The following is a 22,149-nucleotide window of genomic DNA, read 5'->3' as shown; positions in this document are numbered from 1 at the left end:
GAGCCTGCTCGCGAATGGAGCGCCACCGATCTTCAATCCGGAATAGGTAAGCTCAAGCTCTCTTTAACCTCTTCCATCACGATATAACTCTTCGACTCCCGCACATGCGGCAGCTTCAGCAGAATGTCGCCCAGCAGTTTGCGGTACGAAGCCATCTCGGAAATCCGCGCCTTCACCAGATAGTCGAAATCCCCTGACACCAAATGACATTCCAGCACGTGCGGCAATTTCAGCACCGCGCGGCGGAACTCTTCGAAAGTGTCGCCGGATTTGTAGTCGAGGCTGATCTCGACAAACACCAGCAAGCTACCCTTCAAGTGCTGCGGATTCAGCCGGGCGTTGTAGCCCATGATGATTCCTTCGCGCTCCAGACGTCGCACCCGCTCGGTGCACGGCGTGGTGGAGAGGCCGACCTTTTCCCCGAGTTCGGTAAAGGAAATCCGCCCGTCCGCCTGCAGGATCCGCAAGATGTTGCGGTCGATCTTGTCCAGCTCACGTTTGGTCTGAGTGTTGGTACGCATAGGGGATGCGCCTCCGTGAAAAGGGTTTTTGCCGAGAATTGTCGCCAAATATAGGCGCTTATATAGTGAAAAGCACTGGCATTTCTTTTTTACACTGCGCGCATCATTGCTCTAACAACACAGCTCGGCGAAAAGCCGCGATGAGGGATACAAAATGCGCGTTATGGTCTTGGGTAGCGGCGTCATCGGTACCGCCAGTGCTTACTATCTGGCCCGTGCCGGGTTTGAAGTGGTGGTGGTCGACCGGCAGCCCGCTGCGGCCATGGAGACCAGTTTCGCCAACGCCGGCCAGGTCTCGCCGGGCTACGCCTCGCCGTGGGCCGCGCCGGGCGTGCCGCTGAAGGCGATCAAGTGGCTGCTGCAACGCCACGCCCCTCTCGCGATCAAGGCCACTGCCGACATCGACCAGTACCTGTGGATGGCGCAGATGCTGCGCAACTGCACCGCCAGCCGTTACGCGGTGAACAAGGAGCGCATGGTGCGTCTGTCCGAGTACAGCCGCGACTGCCTCGATGAATTGCGCGCCGAAACCGGCATCGCCTACGAAGGCCGCAGCCTCGGCACCACTCAATTGTTCCGCACCCAGGCGCAACTGGATAACGCCGCCAAAGACATCGCCGTGCTGAAAGAATCCGGCGTGCCGTTTGAAGTCCTTGATCGCGCCGGCATTGCCCGCGTCGAGCCAGCGCTGGCAGGTGTCACTGACATCCTCGCCGGCGCCCTGCGCCTGCCGAATGACCAGACTGGCGACTGCCAGATCTTCACCACGCGTCTCGCCGAAATGGCAGTGAAACTCGGTGTCGAATTCCGCTTCGGCCAGGACATCCAGAAACTCGACTACGCCGGTGATCGCATCAACGGCGTGTGGATCGACGGCAAACTGGAAACCGCCGACCGCTACGTGCTGGCCCTCGGCAGCTATTCGCCGCAATTGCTCAAGCCGCTGGGCATCAAGGCCCCGGTGTATCCGCTCAAGGGTTACTCGCTGACCGTGCCGATCACCAACCCGGCGATGGCTCCGACCTCGACTATTCTCGACGAGACCTACAAAGTCGCGATCACCCGTTTCGACAACCGCATCCGCGTTGGCGGCATGGCCGAGATCGCCGGTTTTGACCTGTCGCTGAACCCGCGCCGCCGCGAAACCCTGGAGATGATCGTCAACGACCTTTATCCTCAGGGCGGTAATCTGGCCGAGGCGAGTTTCTGGACCGGTCTGCGTCCGACCACCCCGGACGGCACGCCGATCGTTGGCGCCACGCCGTTCAAGAACCTGTTCCTCAATACCGGTCACGGCACGCTCGGTTGGACCATGGCGTGCGGTTCCGGCCGTTTGCTGGCCGACCTGATGGCGAAGAAAAAACCACAGATCAGCGCCGAAGGCCTCGATATTTCCCGTTACGGCAACAAAATTCAGGAGTCCGCAAAACATGGCAATCCAGCGCCAGCTCACCAATGAGCGCATGAGTCAGATCGTCAGCCACAACGGCACCGTGTATCTGGCCGGGCAGGTCGGCGACGACTTCGACGCCGGGATTGAACAGCAGACTCGCGAAGTCCTTGCCAATATCGAGCGTTTGCTTGATCTGGCCGGCACTGACAAACAACACCTGCTGTCGGCGACGATTTACCTGAACGACATCGAGGCGCACTTTGCCGGGATGAACTCGGTGTGGGACCAGTGGCTGCCAAAAGGTGCTGCCCCGGCCCGTGCCACCGTCGAAGCGAAAATGGCCAAGCCGAGCATCCTGGTAGAAATCTCTATCGTCGCCGCGCTGCCGTAAGCCGTTGTAAAGATCCCTCTCCCGGCGCTGTTGGCGGTTCACGTCGTCAGTCGGCGCCGGTTTTTCTTCCCATGACCGCCTAGAAGTCTGCCGCCATGCGTCCTGCCCGTGCCCTGATCGACCTAGAAGCCCTGCGCCACAACTACCGAATTGCCCGCGAAGTCACCGGCGCCAAGGCGCTTGCGGTGATCAAGGCCGATGCCTATGGCCATGGCGCGGTGCGTTGCGCGCAGGCGCTGGAAGCCGAGGCCGACGGTTTTGCCGTCGCTTGCATCGAAGAAGCGCTGGAGTTGCGCGCGGCCGGCATCAAGGCCCCGGTGTTGTTGCTCGAAGGCATCTTCGAAGCCGATGAGCTGGCGTTGATCGTCGAGCATGATTTCTGGACCGTGGTGCATTCGCTGTGGCAGCTCGAAGCAATTGAGCAGGCGACGCTGAGCAAGCCGATTACCGTGTGGCTGAAGCTTGATTCGGGCATGCACCGCGTCGGTCTGCATCCCAAGGATTACCCGGCAGCCTATCAACGGCTGCTGGCCAGCGGCAAAGTGGCGAAAATCGTCTTGATGAGCCACTTCGCCCGCGCCGATGAACTGCACGCGCAGAGCAGCACCGAGCAGGTTGCGGTGTTTGAAGCGGCGCGTCAGGGCCTGGCGGCGGAAGTCAGCTTGCGCAACTCGCCGGCTGTGCTCGGTTGGCCGCAGATTCACAGCGATTGGGTGCGCCCGGGCATCATGCTTTATGGTGCGACACCGTTTGAAGAAGCCAACGCTGTGGCCGAGCGCCTGCAACCGGTGATGACCCTGGAGTCGAAAGTCATCTGTGTGCGTGAACTGCCCGCCGGCGAGCCGATCGGCTATGGCGCCAAATTCATCACCGACAAGCCGATGCGCATCGGCGTGGTCGCCATGGGTTACGCCGATGGCTACCCGCGTCAGGCGCCGACCGGCACGCCGGTTTTGGTGGCTGGCAAGCGCAGCCGCATTCTCGGTCGCGTGTCGATGGACATGCTCTGCATCGATCTGACCGATGTGCCGCAAGCCGACCTCGGTTCGAGCGTCGAATTGTGGGGCAAAAATATCCTCGCCAGTGAAGTGGCGCAGTGGGCCGACACCATTCCGTACCAGATCTTTTGCAATCTGCGCCGAGTGCCAAGGCTCTATTCCGAGGGTTAACGCCGCTGCGGGGGCCAAGTGTTGTAAATACTGAACGCTGTCGCCATGATAACGCTCAATATTCTTACAACATCAGGAGGCTCCCGCCTTGGACGTCGGTGAACGACTGCAATCGATCCGCAAGCTCAAAGGGCTTTCCCAGCGTGAACTCGCCAAACGCGCGGGCGTCACCAACAGCACCATTTCGATGATCGAAAAGAACAGCGTCAGTCCTTCGATCAGTTCGCTGAGGAAGGTACTGGGCGGCATCCCCATGTCCATGGTCGAGTTCTTTTCCGAAGAAATCCTGCAGGAAGTCCCGACCCAGATCGTCTACAAGGCCAACGAGCTGATCGACATTTCCGACGGCGCCGTGACCATGAAACTGGTCGGCCGCGCGCACCCCAGCCGCGCCATCGCCTTCCTCAATGAAATCTACCCGCCGGGCGCCGATACCGGCGAAGAAATGCTCACCCATGAAGGCGAGGAAACCGGGATTCTGGTGGAAGGTCGTCTGGAACTGGTGGTGGGTCTGGAAACTTTTATTCTCGAAGCCGGCGACAGCTACTACTTTGAAAGTACCAAGCCGCATCGTTTCCGTAATCCGTTCGACGCGCCTGCGCGACTAATCAGCGCAGCCACGCCGGCGAATTTTTAACAAAGAGGTGCCAAGCCATGATGGCAAAGGCATCCGGACCGTTTTTCTACCGTGCGGTATAACCCCTTCGACTATGGGGTTGTTTCAGTGTGACGGGCTACCCGCTATACTTCCGCCCGCCTGCGAACCGTGGCCGCAGGCGTGAATAGCCACCATTGAGGGTGAACGCGTGAACCTAATTATGAAAATGCTGGCTGCACCAGCAACCGTACTGGCCCTCTGGGCTGTCAGCGCTCAAGCTGCGACGAATGACGACATTGCCAAACGCCTCGAGCCTGTCGGCCAGGTGTGTGTTCAAGGGCAGGAATGCAAAGGGATGGAAGTTGCCGCTTCCGCAGGTGGTGGTGGCGGGGCGAAGTCCCCTGATGATGTGATTGCCAAGCACTGCAATGCTTGCCACGGCACAGGCCTGCTGGGCGCACCAAAAATCGGTGACAAGGCGGCTTGGCAAGAGCGCGCTGATCATCAAGGCGGCCTCGACGGCATCCTGGCCAAGGCCATCACCGGTATTAACTCGATGCCACCGAAAGGCACCTGCGCCGATTGCTCGGATGAAGAGTTGAAAGGTGCAATCCAGAAGATGTCCGGCCTGAAATAAGCCGCGCTTCTGACGAAAAAAACCGTCTTCGGACGGTTTTTTTGTGCCTGCGATTTAGTAGCCCTCACCCCAGCCCTCTCCCGGAGGGAGAGGGAGCCGACCGAGGTGTCTTTCGCTATCCATCGACCTGAAAGACCTTAGCGATTATGGATTCGGTACAGCTCTTTCAGGTCGATGTAGATGCCGAGCATCCCCGAATCAGTCCCCTCTCCCTCCGGGAGAGGGCTAGGGTGAGGGCAACAATTTCAAGTCGGAAAAACATTTCAAGAACAGCGCACGTTCACTCTGAAGCTGTTCATTGCAGCAAACTCAAGGCAATCTCGGTCTACCCCTATTCACGGAACGGGCAGGAGGCTTCAGATGGTGCAGTTGTGTTCGATCGAACAGGCAGTGGACGACGTGCTGGCGCGCTTGCCGGCGCACATCCACATGGGCATGCCGCTAGGCCTGGGCAAACCCAATCACTTCGTCAACGCGCTGTACCGGCGAATCAAAGAGCTGCCCGAGCGGCAGCTGACGATTTACACCGCGCTGTGCCTCGGCCGCCCGGCGCTGGGTGATGGATTGCAGAAGCGCTTCATCGAACCCTTCGTCGAGCGCGTCTTCGGTGATTACCCGGAATTCGATTTCCTCGCCGACCTGCATCGCGACAGCCTGCCGGCCAACATCCGTATCGAACAGTTCTTCATGCAGCCCGGCAGCCTGCTCAACAGCGCGCCGGCCCAGCAGGATTACGTCAGCAGCAACTACAGCCACGCCGCTCGCGACATCAACGCCGCCGGGCTGAATCTGGTAGCGCAGTTATTAGCCAGCAGCAGCGAACACCCCGACCGTCTGAGCCTGAGCTGCAACCCCGATATCACCCTCGACCTGTTGCCGATGATCGCCAAGCGTCGCGAAGCTGGGGAGACGATCCTGCTGGTCGGCCAGGTGCACACCGATCTGCCGTACATGCCCGGCGATGCCGAAGTCGACATCGATACGTTCGACCTGCTGATCGACGCCAAGGACAACAGCACGCTGTTTTCCACGCCGAACATGCCGGTGGGGTTTCAAGATCATTTCATTGGCTTGCACGCCAGTACGCTAGTGCGCGACGGCGGTACGTTGCAGATCGGCATCGGCTCAATGGGTGATGCGCTGACTGCTGCGCTGCTTGCACGTCAGGCGGATAACGCCGGTTACAAGGCGTTGCTCGACGACATCAACCTCAGCCAATGGGCGCAGTTGATCGACCGCGAGGGCGGCACCGGGCCATTCGCCAAAGGTTTGTACGGTTGCAGCGAAATGTTCGTCAACGGCTTGCTGGTGCTGGCAGATGCCGGGATCATCCGGCGCAAGGTCTATCCCGATGTGCAGACTCAGGAACAGGCCAACGCCGGCACCCTCGACGAGGCGGCGCAGACTGACGGCATCTCGGTGCACGGCGGCTTCTTCCTCGGCCCGCGCAGTTTCTACGAGCGCTTGCGCGAGTTACCGCAGAGCAAACGCCTCGAATTCAACATGACCCGCATCAGCTACATCAACGAGCTCTATGGGCAGGAAGAACTCAAGCGTTTGCAGCGCCTGGATGCGCGATTCATCAACACCGTGTTCACCATGACCCTGCTTGGGGCTGGCGTGGCAGATCAACTGGAGGATGGACGAGTGCTCAGCGGTGTTGGCGGGCAATACAACTTTGTGGCGCAGGGCCACGCGCTGCACGATGCGCGCTCGATTCTGATCCTGCGCAGCTGGCGTGAATCCGGTGGCGACGTCAGTTCGAATATCGTCTGGGAATACGGCCACTGCACGATTCCACGGCATCTGCGCGATATCGTCGTCACCGAGTACGGCATTGCCGATCTGCGTGGTAAATCCGACGCGGTCGTCATTGAATCGCTGTTGAACATCAGCGACTCGCGCTTCCAGCAGGGCTTGATCGAGCAAGCGCAAAAAGTCGGCAAGCTGCCAAAGGATTTCCGCCTCGACCCACGCTTTGCCGACAACACGCCACAGCGTTTGCAGGCAATCGCCGCGCAGCATCCGAACCTGTTTCCAGAATATCCACTGGGCTGTGATTTCACCGCGATCGAGCGGGATTTGCTGCGTGCGCTGAACTGGCTGAAGAGCAAATTCAAACTCACCGAAATCCTCGAACTCGGCAAAGCCGCCCTCGACGCCCCCGAGGCATCGCTATACCCAGAACACCTCGAACGCATGCAGCTCACCAACCCGGAAGGCCTGAAAGAAGACCTCTTCCAACGCCTGCTGCTCACCGGCCTCAAAGCCACCGCACAATAACTGCCGGACCCAAAACAACTGTAGGAGTGAGCCTGCTCGCGATGGCGGTGCATCAGTCAACCAAGATGTCGACTGACCCTAGGCATTCGCAATCAGGCTTACTCCTACATATTAAGCGCACTCTAACGAGTGAATCGGATGGACGCTCACGGATGGGCTAAGAAAGTCTATGTGGTAGCCAGAGGAACCATCACCAATAGCTAAATGAACACCGCTGACTCCCTCATTCATTTGAGAGTTGATTTTGTAATCAATTTTGGTCGAGATGGATTCGTTAACACCGATGGCAAATTCCGTAAGTTTAAGTCCGCGTTTGCCCGCAGCCAGATCCAGAAGCTTAATATGTTCTTCGTTATTTATTCTTAATGAGGTTATGTTGTTTTCTTCTATTGTGAGCAAGGTCTCTTCGTTTGATATCCGATCGCTTAGCCATTTTAGAGATGTTCTTACACCGGCAGGTAACTCGGGGTTAGGCTTTCTGAGTACAGTCAGTATTCCGGAAACATTCAATGTGCCTGAGAATATAAAAGGGCAGGGCTCTAATGGGTTCATATGTGCGTAATGAACCTCAAAAAATTCTGCGACGGACTGCACGAAGTTTTCGGTCACATCTTCGCCAAGCAATGCATAAGGCTGTGCATGGGGAAGAATAGATACGGTTGCATTGGATTCGTTGCCAGATAACGAAAAGGTCTGGTGGGAGTTAAGCATATTCAACACAGCTCGCTGCGAGCAGAGCGATTGCTGAAAATCGCTGCCCATCAGAAGCTTTAGGCTGTAAAGCGCGGCGGCCAAGGATGGTTCAAATACTTGGGTCGCGCAAAAGATGATTTTTTTTCGCTCCGTCTTTTTTGCGATCTCAAATGTCATTTTTGCAGCTTCGTTGCTGAATGAAAAAACGATGCTGTTTTTTGGAAACGTCTCTAACTGAGCAATATTGACCGTCGCGAATCCCCAAAGCTCGCATTCTCTAAGGAATTCATTCGAGTCGGCGATAATCGAAAATTCTTCATGATTGAAGAGCGCCGACGCTATATTTGGCGGTGACATAAAACCCTCCTTATTCTGAAGTGCGCGGCAAGGGCGGTTGCCGCGCGGTGCTTTCAATTAATCTTCAGTATGCGCCCAGGCTAACGGTGCCCACCCGAAATTGCCCGGGCCAGAAGTGATTCGATTGAGATTTTCTTTTATAGTTTTTTCAGTTTGCATTTTATTTTCCTTTTTCTGATTTTGTTGTGATCCCCCAAGTTGCATGGGGGTGAGCGGATTAATGCATAAGTTTGTGGTCGTGTTAAATAAATATTCTTGCTTTTTAAGAATGATTTCATCTGTCTTGTTTTGTGAGGTGGGTGGTTCGGTTATTTAAGTGGACTGCGTCTGTAGGCCTAATCTGAAAGTTGTAAATTCAAGGTTTTTAAATTGTGGTGGGAGGTCTTGTCTGGTTAGGTTTTATTTATGGGTCTTGTTTTCTGGGGCTCATGCCAATCATAAATACAGGGGCACAAAGTGCATATATCAAAGAAATACCTGACAGATGTTTCTGTCCATCAAGCCTTACTTCTGACTGACTTGACCGAAAAGAACCACCCCGATCACGCTGTCCGACTAATACTGAATGAAGTCCTTCAGGGACTCGAAGAAAAGGGCTGGCCCCGAGCCCAGTTGCAGGTTGGACCAAGGATCGTATCCGCCGAAGAAAACTACGGTTTGCTGGGTTACGACCCGGCAGAAATCACCCTCGGCAGTGAGCACACCCGTTGGGTCGATGAGCATTCGCTTTTGCGAACACAGACCACTAGCCAGATTCCTGCGGCGCTTCAGCAGGTCGCGGAGGTTCGTCAGCCGGGACAAACCATTTTGCTGGCAGCACCGGGCATTACCTTCAGGCGTGATAGCCGAGATCGTTGGCATTGCGCCGAGCCGCACCAAATGGACATTTGGGTATTGGGCGATCCAGAGCTGGCATCCCATGAGCATTTGCTGCGTCTTGTCGGCGATATTTTGCAGTTGGCCGTTCCTGAAAAATCATGGGTTTATAGCGATAGTCCACATCACTACACCGAGGGTGGGATTGAAGTGAATGTGTTGAATGGTGGCGTGCCGGTCGAGGTTCTTGAGTGCGGGCGTATTGCGGAGTCGCTATTGCAGCGTTTGCAGATTGATCCTCTGCGCCATGGCGGGCTCGCTCTTGGGATGGGGCTGGATCGCCTGACGATGTTGCGCAAAGGCATTCCTGATATTCGTTTGTTGCGTGATCAGAACGTGCGCGTGCAGGCGCAGATGCATGATCTGGATCCTTGGACTGCGGTATCTCGTTTGCCGTCGATTGCCCGCGATATCTCGTTGGCGGTAACGCCGGGATTGAGTGAAGAGGTATTGACCGAGAGGATGTTGCAGGCGGCAGGGGATTGTTCTGGATGGATTGAGGAGATGCGAATCAAGGGGCGTTGGCAACATTCGGATTTACCTGCGCAAGCCATTGAGCGACTCGGAATGCTGCCGGGTCAGGAGAACGTGCTTTTGCATGTGGTGCTGCGTGATTGTTCGCGTTCGATTACCACCGGCGAGGCGAATGCCTTGTACGCGGATATTCAAGCTGCGATGCATGAAGGGGTGCCGGGGGCGGGGTACAGAATGGATTTGTCGAAGGCTTGAGAGTTGCCTGTTGGAGTGAGCCTGCTCGCGATGGCGGTGTTTCAGCCGACGAATATATCGACTGACACTACGCTATCGCGAGCAGGCTCACTCCTACAGGGGGCTGCGGTGTGGCTTTATTCGATGAAAGTGACGACGCCATCCTTCAGCGATTTCACGCGGGCCAGCGATTCAACGCGGTAGCCCTGCGAGTCCAGCTCGGCGCGGCCGCCCTGGAACGACTTTTCGATGACGATGCCCAGGCCAGCAACGGTCGCGCCGGCCTGTTTGATGATCGAGATCAGCGCTTGCGACGCCTTACCGTTGGCCAGGAAGTCGTCGATGATCAGCACGCGGTCGCTGCTGGTCAGGTGACGCGGGGAGATGGCCACGGTGCTTTCGGTCTTTTTGGTGAACGAGTAAACGGTCGCCGACAGCAGGTTTTCCGTCAGGGTCAGGGACTGTTGCTTGCGGGCGAAGATCACCGGCACGCCGAGGTTCAGACCGGTCATGATCGCCGGGGCTATCCCTGAGGCTTCGATGGTGACGATCTTGGTGATGCCCGAATCCTTGAACAGCGAGGCGAATTCGTCGCCGATCAGCTTCATCAAGGCCGGGTCGATCTGGTGGTTCAGGAAGGCGTCGACCTTCAGGACCTGGTCGGAAAGCACAATGCCTTGTTCGCGGATTTTCTGGTGCAATGCTTCCATGAAGCTGTCCTCTTTTGGCGCTTTGTGCGCCGAAGGTCTAGTAAAAAAGTGGTCAATTCTAGCGCTTTAACATCGCGCGTATATCAGCCAATGCGCTGTTGCCACGCACGACTTTGACTTCGGTCGGTGTGTCGTCGTTGCCTTCCCACGCCAGATCGTCCGGCGGCAGCTCATCGAGAAAGCGGCTCGGCGCGCAGTCGATGATCTCGCCGTACTGCTTGCGCTTGGCGGCAAAGGTGAAGGCCAGGGTCTGGCGCGCGCGGGTGATGCCCACGTAGGCCAGGCGACGTTCTTCTTCGATGGTGTCGGCTTCGATGCTGGAACGGTGCGGGAGGATTTCCTCTTCCATGCCCATGATGAACACGTAAGGGAATTCCAGACCCTTGGACGCATGCAGGGTCATCATCTGCACGCCTTCGGCGCCGTCTTCCTCTTCCTGCTGACGTTCGAGCATGTCGCGCAGGACCAGTTTGCCGATGGCGTCCTCGACGGTCATTTCGCCTTCTTCGTCCTTTTCGAGGGTGTTTTTCAACGCCTCGATCAGGAACCAGACGTTGCTCATCCGGTAATCGGCCGCCTTGTCGCTGGAGCTGTTGGTGCGTAGCCAGTTCTCATAGTCGATGTCCATGACCATGCTGCGCAGCGCCGAGATCGGGTCTTCGCCGGCGCACTGCTCGCGCACTTTGTCCATGAAGCGCTTGAAGCGCGACAGGCGATCGGTGAAACGGCTGTCCAGATGCTCGCCCAGACCGATTTCGTCGGTGGCGGCGTACATCGATATCTTGCGTTCGGTGGCGTAGTTGCCGAGTTTTTCCAGAGTGGTCGAGCCGATTTCCCGGCGCGGTACGTTGATCACGCGCAGGAAGGCGTTGTCGTCATCCGGGTTGACGATCAGGCGGAAGTAGGCCATCAGGTCTTTCACTTCCTGACGGCCGAAGAAGCTGTTGCCGCCGCTCAGGCGATACGGCACCTGGTGGTGCTGCAACTTCAGCTCGATCAGCTTGGCCTGATAGTTACCGCGATAAAGGATCGCGAAGTCGCTGTACGGACGGTCGGTGCGCAAGTGCAGGCTGAGGATTTCCATGGCCACGCGCTCGGCTTCGGCGTCCTCGTTGCGGCAGCGGATTACGCGGATCTCGTCGCCGTGGCCCATCTCACTCCACAGCTGCTTTTCGAATTCGTGCGGGTTGTTCGAGATCAGCACGTTGGCGCAGCGCAGGATGCGACTCGTCGAGCGATAGTTCTGCTCGAGCATCACCACTTTCAAGGACGGATAGTCGTCCTTGAGCAGCATCAGGTTTTCCGGCCGCGCGCCGCGCCAGGCATAGATCGACTGGTCGTCGTCGCCTACCACGGTGAACTGGTTGCGCTTGCCGATGAGCATTTTTACCAGCAGGTATTGGCTGGCGTTGGTGTCCTGATATTCGTCGACCAGCAGGTAGCGCACCTTGTTCTGCCACTTTTCGAGAATGTCGGCGTGTTCTTCGAAAAGCTTTACCGGCAACAGGATCAGGTCGTCGAAGTCCACCGCGTTGAACGCTTTCAGCGTGCGCTGATAGTGGGTGTAGACGATCGCGGCAGTCTGTTCCTTGGGATTACGCGCGTTCTCCAGCGCCTGAGGCGGCAGGATCAGGTCGTTTTTCCAGGCGCCGATCATGTTCTTGATCTCGTCGACGCCGTCGTCGCCCGCGTATTCCTTCTGCATGATGTCGGTCATCAGGGCTTTCACATCGGTCTCGTCGAAAATCGAGAAACCGGGTTTATAGCCCAGCCGCGCGTGTTCCTTGCGGATGATGTTGAGACCGAGGTTGTGGAAGGTGCAGACGGTCAGGCCACGCCCTTCGCCGGCCCGCAGCAAGGTGCCGACCCGCTCTTTCATCTCGCGCGCGGCCTTGTTGGTAAAGGTCATGGCGACGATGTACTGGGCGCGGATGCCGCAGTTCTGGATCAGGTGCGCGATTTTGCGCGTGATCACGCTGGTCTTGCCGGAGCCAGCACCGGCGAGCACCAATAGAGGGCCGCCGACGTAGTTCACGGCTTCTTGCTGCCGGGGATTGAGTCGGGACATACGAAAATTCGGGAGTCGTTGACGAAATGGGCCGGCATTTTAACAGGCTCAGAGAATTGTGCTGCTCTCTCCGACTTGTGACGTACCACGCGATTCAAATTTGCCGGTTTTGTTACTTTCGCGGAGGATGCGCGGTGATTTTGCGGCTAATGTACTCATTCGTGACACAAAATAACGTTTTGATAACCGTTGTCATTTGGTCATTGAACATCGCAACGGCATAATGCCCCGCCCACATCTTTGCAGAGTCTAGGGAGCTAGCTTGTCTACGCCTGTCGAACCCTTGCGTTTGCTGCTACTGGCCGAAGAGCCAGCGTGGACAGCGTTATTGCGTGAGTGTCTGGCTCCGATGGGGAGCGCGGCGGTGCTGATCAGCGCGCCGAGCTGGGACTCGGTCAGCAGTCTGTTCGAAGACAACCGCAATGCGGTGTTGTTGACCCTTCCGGCATTACAACCGGCACCGGGCCGTTGCAGCCTGCCGACGGTATTGCTGCTGGAACACGAACCGGACACCGCACCGGTTGGCGTCAGCGACTGGCTGGTGTTCGACGCCCTCGACGCCGGCATGCTGCGCCGTTGCCTGCGCCATGTGCGCGAACGCGGCGTTCTCGAAAACACCCTGCAACGCCTGGCCGAACAGGATCCGCTGACCGGTATCGCCAACCGTCAGGGTTTCCAGACCTTGCTCGCCGCGCGCCTCGCGGAAAACGACGGTCGCGGCCTGGCCCTCGGGCATCTCGATCTCGACAACTTCCGCCACGCCAACGACGCGCTGGGTCATCAGGCGGGCGATCGCTTGATCCTGCAGGTTGTCGCACGGCTGAAAAGTCAGCTGGAGGCGGGTGATCAACTGGCGCGATTGGGCAGCGACGAATTCGCTCTGCTGATCGACACCCGTCGTGCGCCACAACGCGCCGAATGGATGGCTGAACGCATCACCGAAGCGCTCGCCGAACCGTATTGGGTCGATGGCGAAAGCCTGCTGATCGGCTCCAGTCTTGGCATCGCCCATGCCCGTGCGCAGGGCGGTGCCGATCCGCTGATGTGGCACGCGCACATCGCCATGCAGCAGGCCAAAAGCACGCAGGGCTGCACTTTTCATATCTTCAACGAACGCATCAACCGCAACGCGCGGAGCATGGCCGACCTCGAAAGCGAGCTGCGCCGGGCCTTGCGTCGCGATGAACTGGAGCTGCATTACCAGCCAAGGCTGAATCTTGAAGACGGCCAGATTGTCGGCCTCGAAGCCTTGGTGCGCTGGCGCCATGGCGAACGTGGTTTGCTGCCGCCGAGCGAATTCGTGCCGCTGGCTGAGCAAAGCGGGTTGATCGTGCCGTTGGGTTATTGGGTGATTTCCCGGGCTCTGCGCGATATGCAGGCGTTGCGCGAACGTGGTCTGCCGGCGCTGCACATGGCCATCAACTTGTCGTTCCGCCAGTTTCAGGACAGTCAGTTGTTGCCGACGCTCAGCCGCTTGATCGCTGAGCGCGGTGTTGAAGCGCAGTGGCTGGAATTCGAACTGACGGAGACGGCGGTGATGCGCCGCAGCGATCTGGTCAAGCAGACCATGGACGCCCTTGGCCGCCTCGGTGTGCGCTTCTCACTGGACGACTTCGGCACCGGGTTTTCCTCGTTCGTGCACCTCAACAGCCTGCCGATCACTTTGCTGAAGATCGACAAGAGCTTTGTCGGTGGCATGGAGCAGCGCGAAGAGAACCGCAAACTGGTGCACGCGATGATCAATCTTGCGCACAACCTGCATCTGGAAGTGGTCGCGGAGGGGGTGGAAACTCCGGAGCAACTGGAATTGCTGCGCGGCTTTGGCTGCGATCAGGTGCAGGGGTATCTGATCAGCCGGCCGTTGCCGTTAGCGGAACTGGTTGAATATCTCACCTACGGCTCAAGCCAACAGCCAGCCCTCGAAATCGTCAGTTAAACGCATAAGTAGGCCTTCGCCTGCTCGCGATAGCGGAGTGTCAGACAACTCATCATTATCTGACACACCGCTATCGCGAGCAGGCTCACTCCTACAAGGGATCTCAGTCAGTCTGAGGAATTGTGAATGGCCTGGATGACGCAGGCTCCAGCCGAATCATCCGCTTCATCTTCCATTCAAACGCCAGCGTCAGACTCACCGCCGCGCAGGCCAGGCCCAACGCCAAGCCCCACCAGACGCCCGTCGGCCCCCAGTTCAAGTGGAACGCCATCCACCACGCCGCCGGCGCGCCGATCAGCCAATAGCAGCCGAGCCCGACCAGAAACGTGGTCTTCGCATCCTTGAGCCCGCGAATGCAGCCCATGGCAATCGTCTGCGTGCCGTCGAACAGTTCAAACCACGCCGCCACTGCCAGCAGGCTCACCGCCAAGCGAATCACCTCGGCAAACGCCGGATCATTGTGATCGAGGAACAGCCCCACCAACTGGTTCGGCAACAGCCAGAACACCATGGCGAAACCCAGCATCACCACGGCGCCAAAGACGATCCCGACCCGTCCGGACATCCGCGCATCGCTCAATTGCCCGGCACCGTAATGCTGACCGACGCGCATGGTGATCGCGTACGACATGCCCGCCGGCACCATGAACGCCACCGAGACGATTTGCAGAGCAATCTGGTGCGCACCCAACTGCGTGCTGCCCATCGTGCCCATGCACAGTGCGGCGAAGGCAAATAATCCAACTTCCACCGCATACGTGCCGCCGATTGGCAGGCCAAGGCGCCACAACTCTTTCAGGTACTGTCGATTCGGCCGCGACAGACCCGCGCGCAGCGGATAAGCGTCATACGCTGGATGCCGACGGATGTGCCAGGCCAGCGCCAGCGCCATGCAGTTGGCGACAATCGCCGTGACCAGGCCGATGCCCGTCAGGCCCATTTTCGGCAGGCCGAACATGCCGGTGATCAGCGCGTAATTGAGCAGGAAATTCGCCACCGTGCCGGCCAGGCTGATGACCATCACCGGTGTCGCCCGGCCGATGGCACTGGTGAAACCGCGCAGGGCCATGAAGCTCAGGTAGCCGGGCAGAGCGAAGGGCAGGGCGATCAGGAATTGTCCGGCGGCATTGACGTTGGTTTCGGTCTGGCCGAACAGCAGCAACACCGGTTTCAGGTTCCACAGCAGCAACCCGGCGCCCAGCGCCATCAGCCACGCCAGCCACAACCCGGCCTGAGTCAGCCGTGCTGCACCAATGATGTCGCCGGCGCCCTTGCGGATCGCCACCAGCGTGCCGACTGCCGCAATCACGCCGATGCAGAAAATCGACACGAACGAGTAAGTCGCTGCACCGAGACCGCCGCCCGCGAGCGCTTCCGGACTCAGGCGCGCCATCATCAATGTGTCAGTCAGCACCATCAACATGTGCGCCAACTGTGAAGCAATCAACGGCCCTGCCAGCCGCAGAATGGCCCAGAGTTCGGTACGCACAGGATGCTGCATGGTCATCACCACTCGATTTTCAGAGGGAACAGGAGAGCGTCGATTCTCGGCGCTTGGCAGGCGTTGCACAAAGGGATAAAAAGGATGGGTGGCATGAGTAAAACTCATCCTGATGTGATTCTGTCCGTTTTACTGCATCCCGCTGCTGGAGCCTTGTGTATGTCCCGTCGACTTCCTCCGTTGTATGCCCTGCGCGCATTCGAAGCTGCAGCACGGCACAGCTCGTTCACGCGTGCGGCCGAGGAGTTGTCGATCACCCAGAGTGCGGTGAGCCGGCACATTCGCACGCTCGAAGATCACTTTGCCTGCAAGTTGTTTCACCGCAGCGGTCGCCATCTGCAGCTGACCGAGTCGGCGCGTTTGCTGTTGCCTGGCATCCGTGAAGGTTTCGCGGCATTGGAACGTGCCTGTAATACCTTGCGCGCCGAAGACGACATCCTGCGTATGAAAGCCCCGTCGACCCTGACCATGCGCTGGTTGCTCGCGCGCCTGAGTCGCTTCCGCCATTTGCAGCCTGGCAACGAAGTGCAACTGACCAGTGCGTGGATGGACGTCGATTCGGTTGATTTCAACGATGAGCCGTTCGACTGCGCGGTGCTGTTGAGTGACGGGCATTTTCCGCCGGATTGGGAGGCGAGTTTATTGTTTCCCGAAGAGCTGATTCCGGTGGGGGCGCCAAACCTGCTGAATGATCAGCCGTGGGATCTGGCTCGACTGGCTTGCACCGAATTACTTCACCCGACACCGGACCGTCGCGATTGGCGCAGTTGGCTGGAACACATGGGGCTGTCCGATCAGGTGTCACTCAAGGGTGGGCAAGTGTTCGATACCCTCGAATTGGGCATGATCGCGGCGGCGCGCGGGTACGGTGTGTCGATGGGCGACCTGTTAATGGTCGCCGAAGATGTGGCGCAGGGAAGGCTGAGCCTGCCGTGGCCAACCGCGGTCGCCAGCGGCTTGAATTACTACCTTGTGTGGCCAAAGACCCGCCCGGGAGGTGAACGTTTGCGCCGTCTCAGCGACTTTCTGCAAAGCGAAGTCCGCGCCATGGAGTTGCCGGCGGTCGCGCGCTTGAGCTGAAACGTTAGAGCCGCCACAATGCCGGCCTTGTGCCATAACCTTGTTTTCCGCTCAAGTATTTGGATCCACCGCCGAATACGTGCTTGTGGAACCGTCGTGCCGGTATCCACGATTCACCCCCACAACCAGAAAAATTTCCGAGTCGAGATCAAGGAGGATCCCGTGGCTCGGCCAGGAGCTGTCCATGTCTCAACCTCGCGCTCGGATCGCCTCGCAGCTGGGCCTCGCGCTCGCTGTAATACTGGCGATAGTTATCAGTGGCAGTACGGTGTTCGCCTTGCGTTCGCTGGACTCCGCCAACCTCGCCACTCGTGAAGAGCATCTGGCCAGTGAGGCGCGGCTGCTGGCCGACCAACTGAGCACCTTCCACGGCACGCTGCGTGAAAGCACCCAGCGCCTGAGCGGGCTGTTCGAGAAGCGTTTCAGCGCAGGTCTGAGCATTCACCCGAGTGAGCCGGTGAATGTTGCCGGCACCCAGACCCCGGGTCTGCATCTGGGCAGCGAAGTGTTGAACAACAACTTCAAGGAAGTCGACGAGTTCAAGCAGATGACCGCCGGCGTCGCCACCCTGTTCGTGCGCAGCGGCGAAGACTTCATCCGCGTCAGCACTTCGCTGACCAAACAGGATGGCACCCGTGCCATCGGCACCTTGCTTGATCACGCGCACCCGGCCTACGCGAAGTTGATGGCGGGGCAGGGTTACGTCGGTCGCGCCTTGCTGTTCGATCGCTCCTACATGACCCAATACACCCCGGTGCGTGATGGCAGCGGCAAGGTGATTGCGGTGCTGTTCGTCGGCTTCGATTACACCGACGCGCAGAACATCCAGTTCGATAACCTCAAGCGCTTCCGCATTGGCCAGAGCGGTTCGCTGGCGTTGCTCGACGAGCAAAACAAATGGCTGGTCGCGCCAGCGGGGGTGCAGGCGCTGGATCAAGCCGTTCCGGTGATCAAAGGTTTGGCTGCAAAGCCGGGCAAGGGTGAGTTCTGGAGCGACACCTCGGAAGATTTCTACAGCATTGCCGTGCCGTTCGATGGCGGACCATGGTCGGTCGTGGCGAGCATGCCGAAAGCTGAGATCCGCGCGGTGACCTGGAGCGTGGGTACGCAACTGGCCATTGGCAGTCTGTTGGCGATGCTGCTGGCGGTCGGATCTGTGGTCTGGCTGCTGCGCAGCAAACTGGCGCCTCTGGGGGATCTGGTGCGTCAGGCCGAGGCCTTGGGCGCCGGTGATCTGAGCGTGCGCCTGAACGTATCGAGCAACGACGAAATCGGTCAGCTGTCCCGCGCGTTCAACCAGATGAGCCAGGCGCTGTCGACCATGGTCGAGCACATCCGCCGCTCTTCGGAAGAGGTCAACAGCCGTGCCCAGGCCCTGTCCGGTTTGTCCGGCGGTGCCTATGAAGGCATGGAGCAACAATCTGGCGAAATCACCAGCATGGCCGGCGCGGTGGAAGAGTTCAGTGCGACGTCGTTGAACATCGCCGACAACATGGGCGCGACCCAGCGTCTGGCGCAGGAAAATGCCCAGCAAACGCAGATTGGCCGCAGCTCGATGGAAGAAGCGTCGTCCTCGCTGGAGCAAATCGCTGGCGCCCTGAACAGCACCGCCACCGTGATCAACACCCTCGGTCAGCGTTCGCAGGAAATTGGCGGCATTGTAGGTGTGATCACCTCGATCGCTGAGCAGACCAACCTTCTGGCACTTAACGCAGCAATCGAAGCTGCCCGTGCTGGTGAGCAGGGTCGTGGCTTTGCTGTGGTGGCCGATGAGGTGCGCAGCCTGGCCTCGCGCACCCGTCAGGCGACGGATGAAATTTCCAGCATGATCCACAGCATCCAGCAGGAAACCGGTAACGCGATCAGCACCATGGAGCAGGGCAATGTGCTGATGCAGGAAGGCTTGTCGCGCAACGCCAACGTGGCGTCGGCGCTGGCGCGAATCGATGAACAGAGCCGTTCGGCGGGGCAACAGTTTGCCGCGATTACCACGGCGACTCAGGAGCAGAGCAGCACAGCGACGTTGTTGAGCAGCAATTTGCAGAGCATTGCGCTGGCCAACAGTGAGCAGCGTGAGGTTGTGTCGAACCTGGCTGTTACCGCCAAAGAGCTTGAGAAGCTGGCGGCGGATTTGCGTTCCGAGGTTGATCGCTTCCGTTGATGGGTGGCTGAAATCGCTATCGCGAGCAGGCTCACTCCTACAGGTATATCGGTTGGTCGCAATTTTTGTGGTCACTGAAGATCCCTGTAGGAGTGAGCCTGCTCGCGATCGCCTCACTGCCAATCCTGGGTAAAACACTCGAGCTCTTTCTCTTTCATACTTGCTGAAACGTTTCCGCAGCGCTATAAAAATGGCACAACTCCAATAAAGGCTGCTGCCATGACCCCGCTCAAACTCGCCGTCGCTCTCGGCGCATTCTCTGCTGCTTCCCACGCCATGGCTTGGGATTACGTCCTTCTCGATGTCAACAAGCCCGCACAAAACTGGACCATCACCAGTGCGCAGCTCGGCGTGAAAACCGACAAACCCTTCTCCGTAAGCCTGCGTACCTTGCACGGTGGCCGGCAGGAAGGTGTCAGCATCGTCGATATCGATAACGGCACAATGAAACTCTCGGTGGTGCCGACCCGCGGCATGAATGTCTTGCAGGCCTCTGTCGGCAACGTGCGCATGGGTTGGGATTCGCCGGTCAAGGAAGTGGTCAACCCGGCCTTCATCGAACTTAACGGACGCGGTGGGCTTGGCTGGCTGGAAGGTTTCAACGAGCTGGTGACCCGCTGCGGTTACGAGTGGGTTGGCCATCCCGGTATGGACAATGGTGAATTGCTGACCTTGCACGGACGCGCCGCCAACATCCCGGCCAGTACCGTCACGCTGCACATTGAAGAAAAGCCACCCTATGCCATCAGCCTGCGTGGCGAGCTGAAAGAACAGGCCTTCAAGAAAGTCGACTTCTCGGTGGTCACGGAACTGGTCACCGAGCCCGGCAGCGTGCGCTTCGCACTCAACGATACGCTGACCAACAACGGCGATTATCCGAAGGAATACCAGGCGCTGTATCACAGCAATTTCAGTACGCCGTTCCTCGAGCAAGGCGCCCGTTTTGCTGCGCCGGTAAAACAGGTTTCGCCGTTCAACGAAAAGGCCAAGGGCGACCTGGCCGACTGGCAGACCTATCGCGCGCCGACCAGGGACTACGACGAAACCGTCTACAACGTCGTGCCCTATGCTGATGCCAAAGGCGAAACCCTGACGGTTTTGCACAATAAGGTCGGCAGCCTCGGTGTTTCTGTTGGCTTCAATACCCAGCAGTTGCCGGTGTTTTCCCTGTGGAAAAACACTGATACCCAAGGGCAGGGCTATGTCACCGGGCTGGAGCCGGGCACCAGTTTTTCCTACAACCGTCGCTATCAGCGTCCGCTGAATCTGGTGCCGACCATTGCACCCAAGGAACACAAACAGTTCCAGATCAGCTACAGCCTGCTCGCGGACAAAGGTGCTGTGGATAACGCCTTGAAGCGCGTGACCGAGATTCAGGCCGGGCGCGAAACCGAAGTGCGGCAGACGCCGCTGGTTGATCTGACCGAGCATTAAGGTGTCGCCGGCCGGTATTGCAGTGCCTCGGCCAAGTGTTCACGTTTGATTGCATCGACTTGCTCGAGGTCTGCCAGAGTGCGGGCGACCTTGAGCAGGCGATGGGCCGAGCGCAGCGAAAGCGTCAGCCGTTCACAGGCTGATTCCAGCCACTTCTCATCGGCTGTGGATAACTTGCAGTGCCGCTTCAATCCCGGCAGATCGAGAAACGCATTGGCACAGCCCTGACGCTTCTGCTGTCGTTCGCGAGCCTCGGCCACCAACGCCGCAGCGCTGGCGCTGTCTTCTCCCGGCTTTACCTGCGGGTTCAACGCCGTCGCTTCCCGCGCCACCGTCAGGTGCAGATCAATCCGATCGAGCAACGGCCCCGATAGCTTGTTGCGATAGCGCTGGACCATGTCCGGTGTACACGAGCACTTGCCGCTGGGCTCGCCAAGATATCCACAGGGGCAGGGATTCATCGCCGCCACCAACTGGAAGCGTGCCGGAAAACGTACGCGATCCTTGGCTCGGGAAATCACGATATGACCCGACTCCAAAGGCTCGCGTAAAACCTCCAACACCTTGCGATCAAATTCCGGCAACTCATCGAGAAACAGCACGCCATGGTGGGCGAGCGTAATCTCGCCGGGTTGCGGTTTCGAACTGCCGCCGACCAGAGCCGGCCCGGACGCCGAGTGGTGCGGTTGACGGAAGGGGCGCTGCGGCCAATGGGTCAGCGGCGCGCCACTGGCGACTGACTGAATCGCCGCGACCTCCAGTGCTTCACTCTCGGCCAGCGGCGGCAACAGCCCCGGTAATCGGCTGGCCAGCAACGTCTTACCCGTCCCCGGCGGCCCGCTGAACAGCAAGTTATGGGCACCCGCAGCAGCAATCAGCAACGCTCGTTTCGCCGCCACTTGCCCCTGCACTTCATTCAAGTCGGGATAAGGCTTGCTGGCGTGCATCAATCCATCGGAGACATAGGGCTCAACCGGCGTATGCCCATTGAAATGCGCCACCGCCTCCAGCAAATGATCCACCGCAAACACCTTCAACCCCGAGGCCAGACACGCCTCCTCGGCATTCGCCCGCGGCACCACCAACGCACGACCCGCCTTGCGCGCCGCCAGTGCGGCCGGCAACACCCCACGCACCGCTCGTACCGCGCCGGACAACGCCAACTCACCCAGACATTCCACATCATCCAGCGTCAGACACGGCACCTGCACACTCGCCGACAGAATCCCCAAGGCAATCGCCAGGTCAAACCGCCCGCCATCCTTGGGCAGATCCGCCGGCGCCAGATTCAAGGTGATCCGCCGCGCCGGAAACTGCAGCCCGGAATTGATGATCGCGCTGCGCACCCGATCCTTGCTCTCCTTCACCGCCGCCTCGGGCAGCCCGACCATGGTCAGCGACGGCAGACCGTTGGCCAGATGGACTTCGACGGTGACAGCGGGGGCTTCCACGCCTATCTGGGCGCGACTGTGGACGATGGAGAGGGACATGGTCGTTCCTTGAGCTGAATCGGGGGGCCGCTTCCTGCGGGTTTTTGAAGGGTAGTTGAGCCGGGTTTCAGTGCTGAAATAGAGGTTTACAAGACCTATCAAGACCCGATGGGCTGTCAGTGCTTGCCTGAATTGGAGCGTTG

At 58.7% G+C, this 22,149-nt stretch carries 17 protein-coding genes; 11 read left to right on the top strand and 6 right to left on the bottom strand.

What is annotated here, in order from left to right; genetic code table 11:
* Positions 1 to 32 precede the first annotated feature (32 nt).
* A complete protein-coding gene (locus tag AC3IUF_RS28990; RefSeq protein WP_003177284.1) occupies positions 33 to 521 on the bottom strand; it encodes an Lrp/AsnC ligand binding domain-containing protein in 489 nt (162 codons plus the stop codon).
* Between the two features lie 154 nt (positions 522 to 675).
* On the opposite strand from AC3IUF_RS28990, the gene dadA reads away from it, so the two are divergent.
* The 6 genes from dadA to AC3IUF_RS28960 all read left to right on the top strand — a co-directional run bounded on the left by dadA (position 676) and on the right by AC3IUF_RS28960 (position 6,992).
* Positions 676 to 1,980: a D-amino acid dehydrogenase gene (gene dadA / locus AC3IUF_RS28985; protein ID WP_095113224.1), complete on the top strand. Its 1,305-nt coding sequence runs from the start codon at positions 676 to 678 to the stop codon at positions 1,978 to 1,980.
* On the top strand, positions 1,952 to 2,305 hold the full coding sequence (locus AC3IUF_RS28980; RefSeq protein ID WP_042561737.1) for a RidA family protein: 354 nt from the start codon (positions 1,952 to 1,954) through the stop codon (positions 2,303 to 2,305). The genes dadA and AC3IUF_RS28980 overlap by 29 nt, the downstream gene beginning before the upstream one ends.
* 95 nt (positions 2,306 to 2,400) lie before the next feature.
* Positions 2,401 to 3,474, top strand: coding sequence for an alanine racemase (alr, locus tag AC3IUF_RS28975; protein ID WP_007920392.1), 1,074 nt, complete (start codon positions 2,401 to 2,403; stop codon positions 3,472 to 3,474).
* Positions 3,475 to 3,562: 88 nt separating this feature from the next.
* Positions 3,563 to 4,111 (top strand): cupin domain-containing protein, encoded by a 549-nt coding sequence (locus tag AC3IUF_RS28970; protein WP_007920393.1) that lies wholly within the window; start codon positions 3,563 to 3,565, stop codon positions 4,109 to 4,111.
* 181 nt (positions 4,112 to 4,292) lie between these two features.
* Positions 4,293 to 4,709 (top strand): c-type cytochrome, encoded by a 417-nt coding sequence (locus AC3IUF_RS28965; RefSeq protein ID WP_042705063.1) that lies wholly within the window; start codon positions 4,293 to 4,295, stop codon positions 4,707 to 4,709.
* 360 nt (positions 4,710 to 5,069) lie between these two features.
* On the top strand, positions 5,070 to 6,992 hold the full coding sequence (locus tag AC3IUF_RS28960) for an acetyl-CoA hydrolase/transferase C-terminal domain-containing protein (protein WP_414916396.1): 1,923 nt from the start codon (positions 5,070 to 5,072) through the stop codon (positions 6,990 to 6,992).
* A 111-nt stretch (positions 6,993 to 7,103) separates the two neighbouring features.
* On the opposite strand, the gene AC3IUF_RS28955 is transcribed toward AC3IUF_RS28960, so the two are convergent.
* Entirely contained in the window at positions 7,104 to 8,042 is a 939-nt protein-coding gene (locus tag AC3IUF_RS28955) for a CgnE/CgnB domain-containing protein (protein ID WP_095113226.1), read from the bottom strand.
* Positions 8,043 to 8,498: 456 nt separating this feature from the next.
* Between AC3IUF_RS28955 and srmL the strand changes: the two genes are divergently transcribed.
* Complete coding sequence (srmL, locus tag AC3IUF_RS28950) at positions 8,499 to 9,647, top strand: PheS-related mystery ligase SrmL (RefSeq protein WP_489279929.1); 1,149 nt, start codon at positions 8,499 to 8,501, stop codon at positions 9,645 to 9,647.
* A gap of 116 nt (positions 9,648 to 9,763) precedes the next feature.
* Here srmL and AC3IUF_RS28945 read toward each other — a convergent pair whose 3' ends face one another.
* Both AC3IUF_RS28945 and rep read right to left on the bottom strand, forming a co-directional pair.
* Positions 9,764 to 10,336, bottom strand: a complete 573-nt coding sequence (locus tag AC3IUF_RS28945; RefSeq protein WP_007920398.1) for a xanthine phosphoribosyltransferase — start codon at positions 10,334 to 10,336, stop codon at positions 9,764 to 9,766.
* Positions 10,337 to 10,394: 58 nt separating this feature from the next.
* A complete protein-coding gene (gene rep, locus AC3IUF_RS28940; RefSeq protein WP_007920400.1) occupies positions 10,395 to 12,404 on the bottom strand; it encodes a DNA helicase Rep in 2,010 nt (669 codons plus the stop codon).
* A gap of 262 nt (positions 12,405 to 12,666) precedes the next feature.
* Here rep and AC3IUF_RS28935 point away from each other — a divergent pair, with 262 nt between their 5' ends.
* Positions 12,667 to 14,340, top strand: a complete 1,674-nt coding sequence (locus AC3IUF_RS28935) for a putative bifunctional diguanylate cyclase/phosphodiesterase (RefSeq protein WP_007920401.1) — start codon at positions 12,667 to 12,669, stop codon at positions 14,338 to 14,340.
* A gap of 103 nt (positions 14,341 to 14,443) precedes the next feature.
* Here AC3IUF_RS28935 and AC3IUF_RS28930 read toward each other — a convergent pair whose 3' ends face one another.
* Positions 14,444 to 15,841, bottom strand: a complete 1,398-nt coding sequence (locus tag AC3IUF_RS28930; RefSeq protein WP_095113247.1) for a NorM family multidrug efflux MATE transporter — start codon at positions 15,839 to 15,841, stop codon at positions 14,444 to 14,446.
* A 159-nt stretch (positions 15,842 to 16,000) separates the two neighbouring features.
* Between AC3IUF_RS28930 and AC3IUF_RS28925 the strand changes: the two genes are divergently transcribed.
* The 3 genes from AC3IUF_RS28925 to AC3IUF_RS28915 all read left to right on the top strand — a co-directional run bounded on the left by AC3IUF_RS28925 (position 16,001) and on the right by AC3IUF_RS28915 (position 20,516).
* Entirely contained in the window at positions 16,001 to 16,921 is a 921-nt protein-coding gene (locus AC3IUF_RS28925; protein WP_095113229.1) for a LysR substrate-binding domain-containing protein, read from the top strand.
* Positions 16,922 to 17,105: 184 nt separating this feature from the next.
* Complete coding sequence (locus tag AC3IUF_RS28920) at positions 17,106 to 19,082, top strand: methyl-accepting chemotaxis protein (protein ID WP_007920409.1); 1,977 nt, start codon at positions 17,106 to 17,108, stop codon at positions 19,080 to 19,082.
* A 219-nt stretch (positions 19,083 to 19,301) separates the two neighbouring features.
* On the top strand, positions 19,302 to 20,516 hold the full coding sequence (locus tag AC3IUF_RS28915) for an aldose 1-epimerase family protein (RefSeq protein ID WP_489279927.1): 1,215 nt from the start codon (positions 19,302 to 19,304) through the stop codon (positions 20,514 to 20,516).
* Here the strand turns inward: AC3IUF_RS28915 and AC3IUF_RS28910 are convergent.
* Positions 20,513 to 22,006 (bottom strand): YifB family Mg chelatase-like AAA ATPase, encoded by a 1,494-nt coding sequence (locus tag AC3IUF_RS28910; RefSeq protein WP_477782282.1) that lies wholly within the window; start codon positions 22,004 to 22,006, stop codon positions 20,513 to 20,515. The genes AC3IUF_RS28915 and AC3IUF_RS28910 overlap by 4 nt on opposite strands.
* Positions 22,007 to 22,149 lie beyond the last annotated feature (143 nt).

The sequence above is a fragment of the Pseudomonas sp. KH_040 genome (genome assembly GCF_057839305.1).
This window is presented reverse-complemented; position numbering and strand designations above follow the sequence as displayed.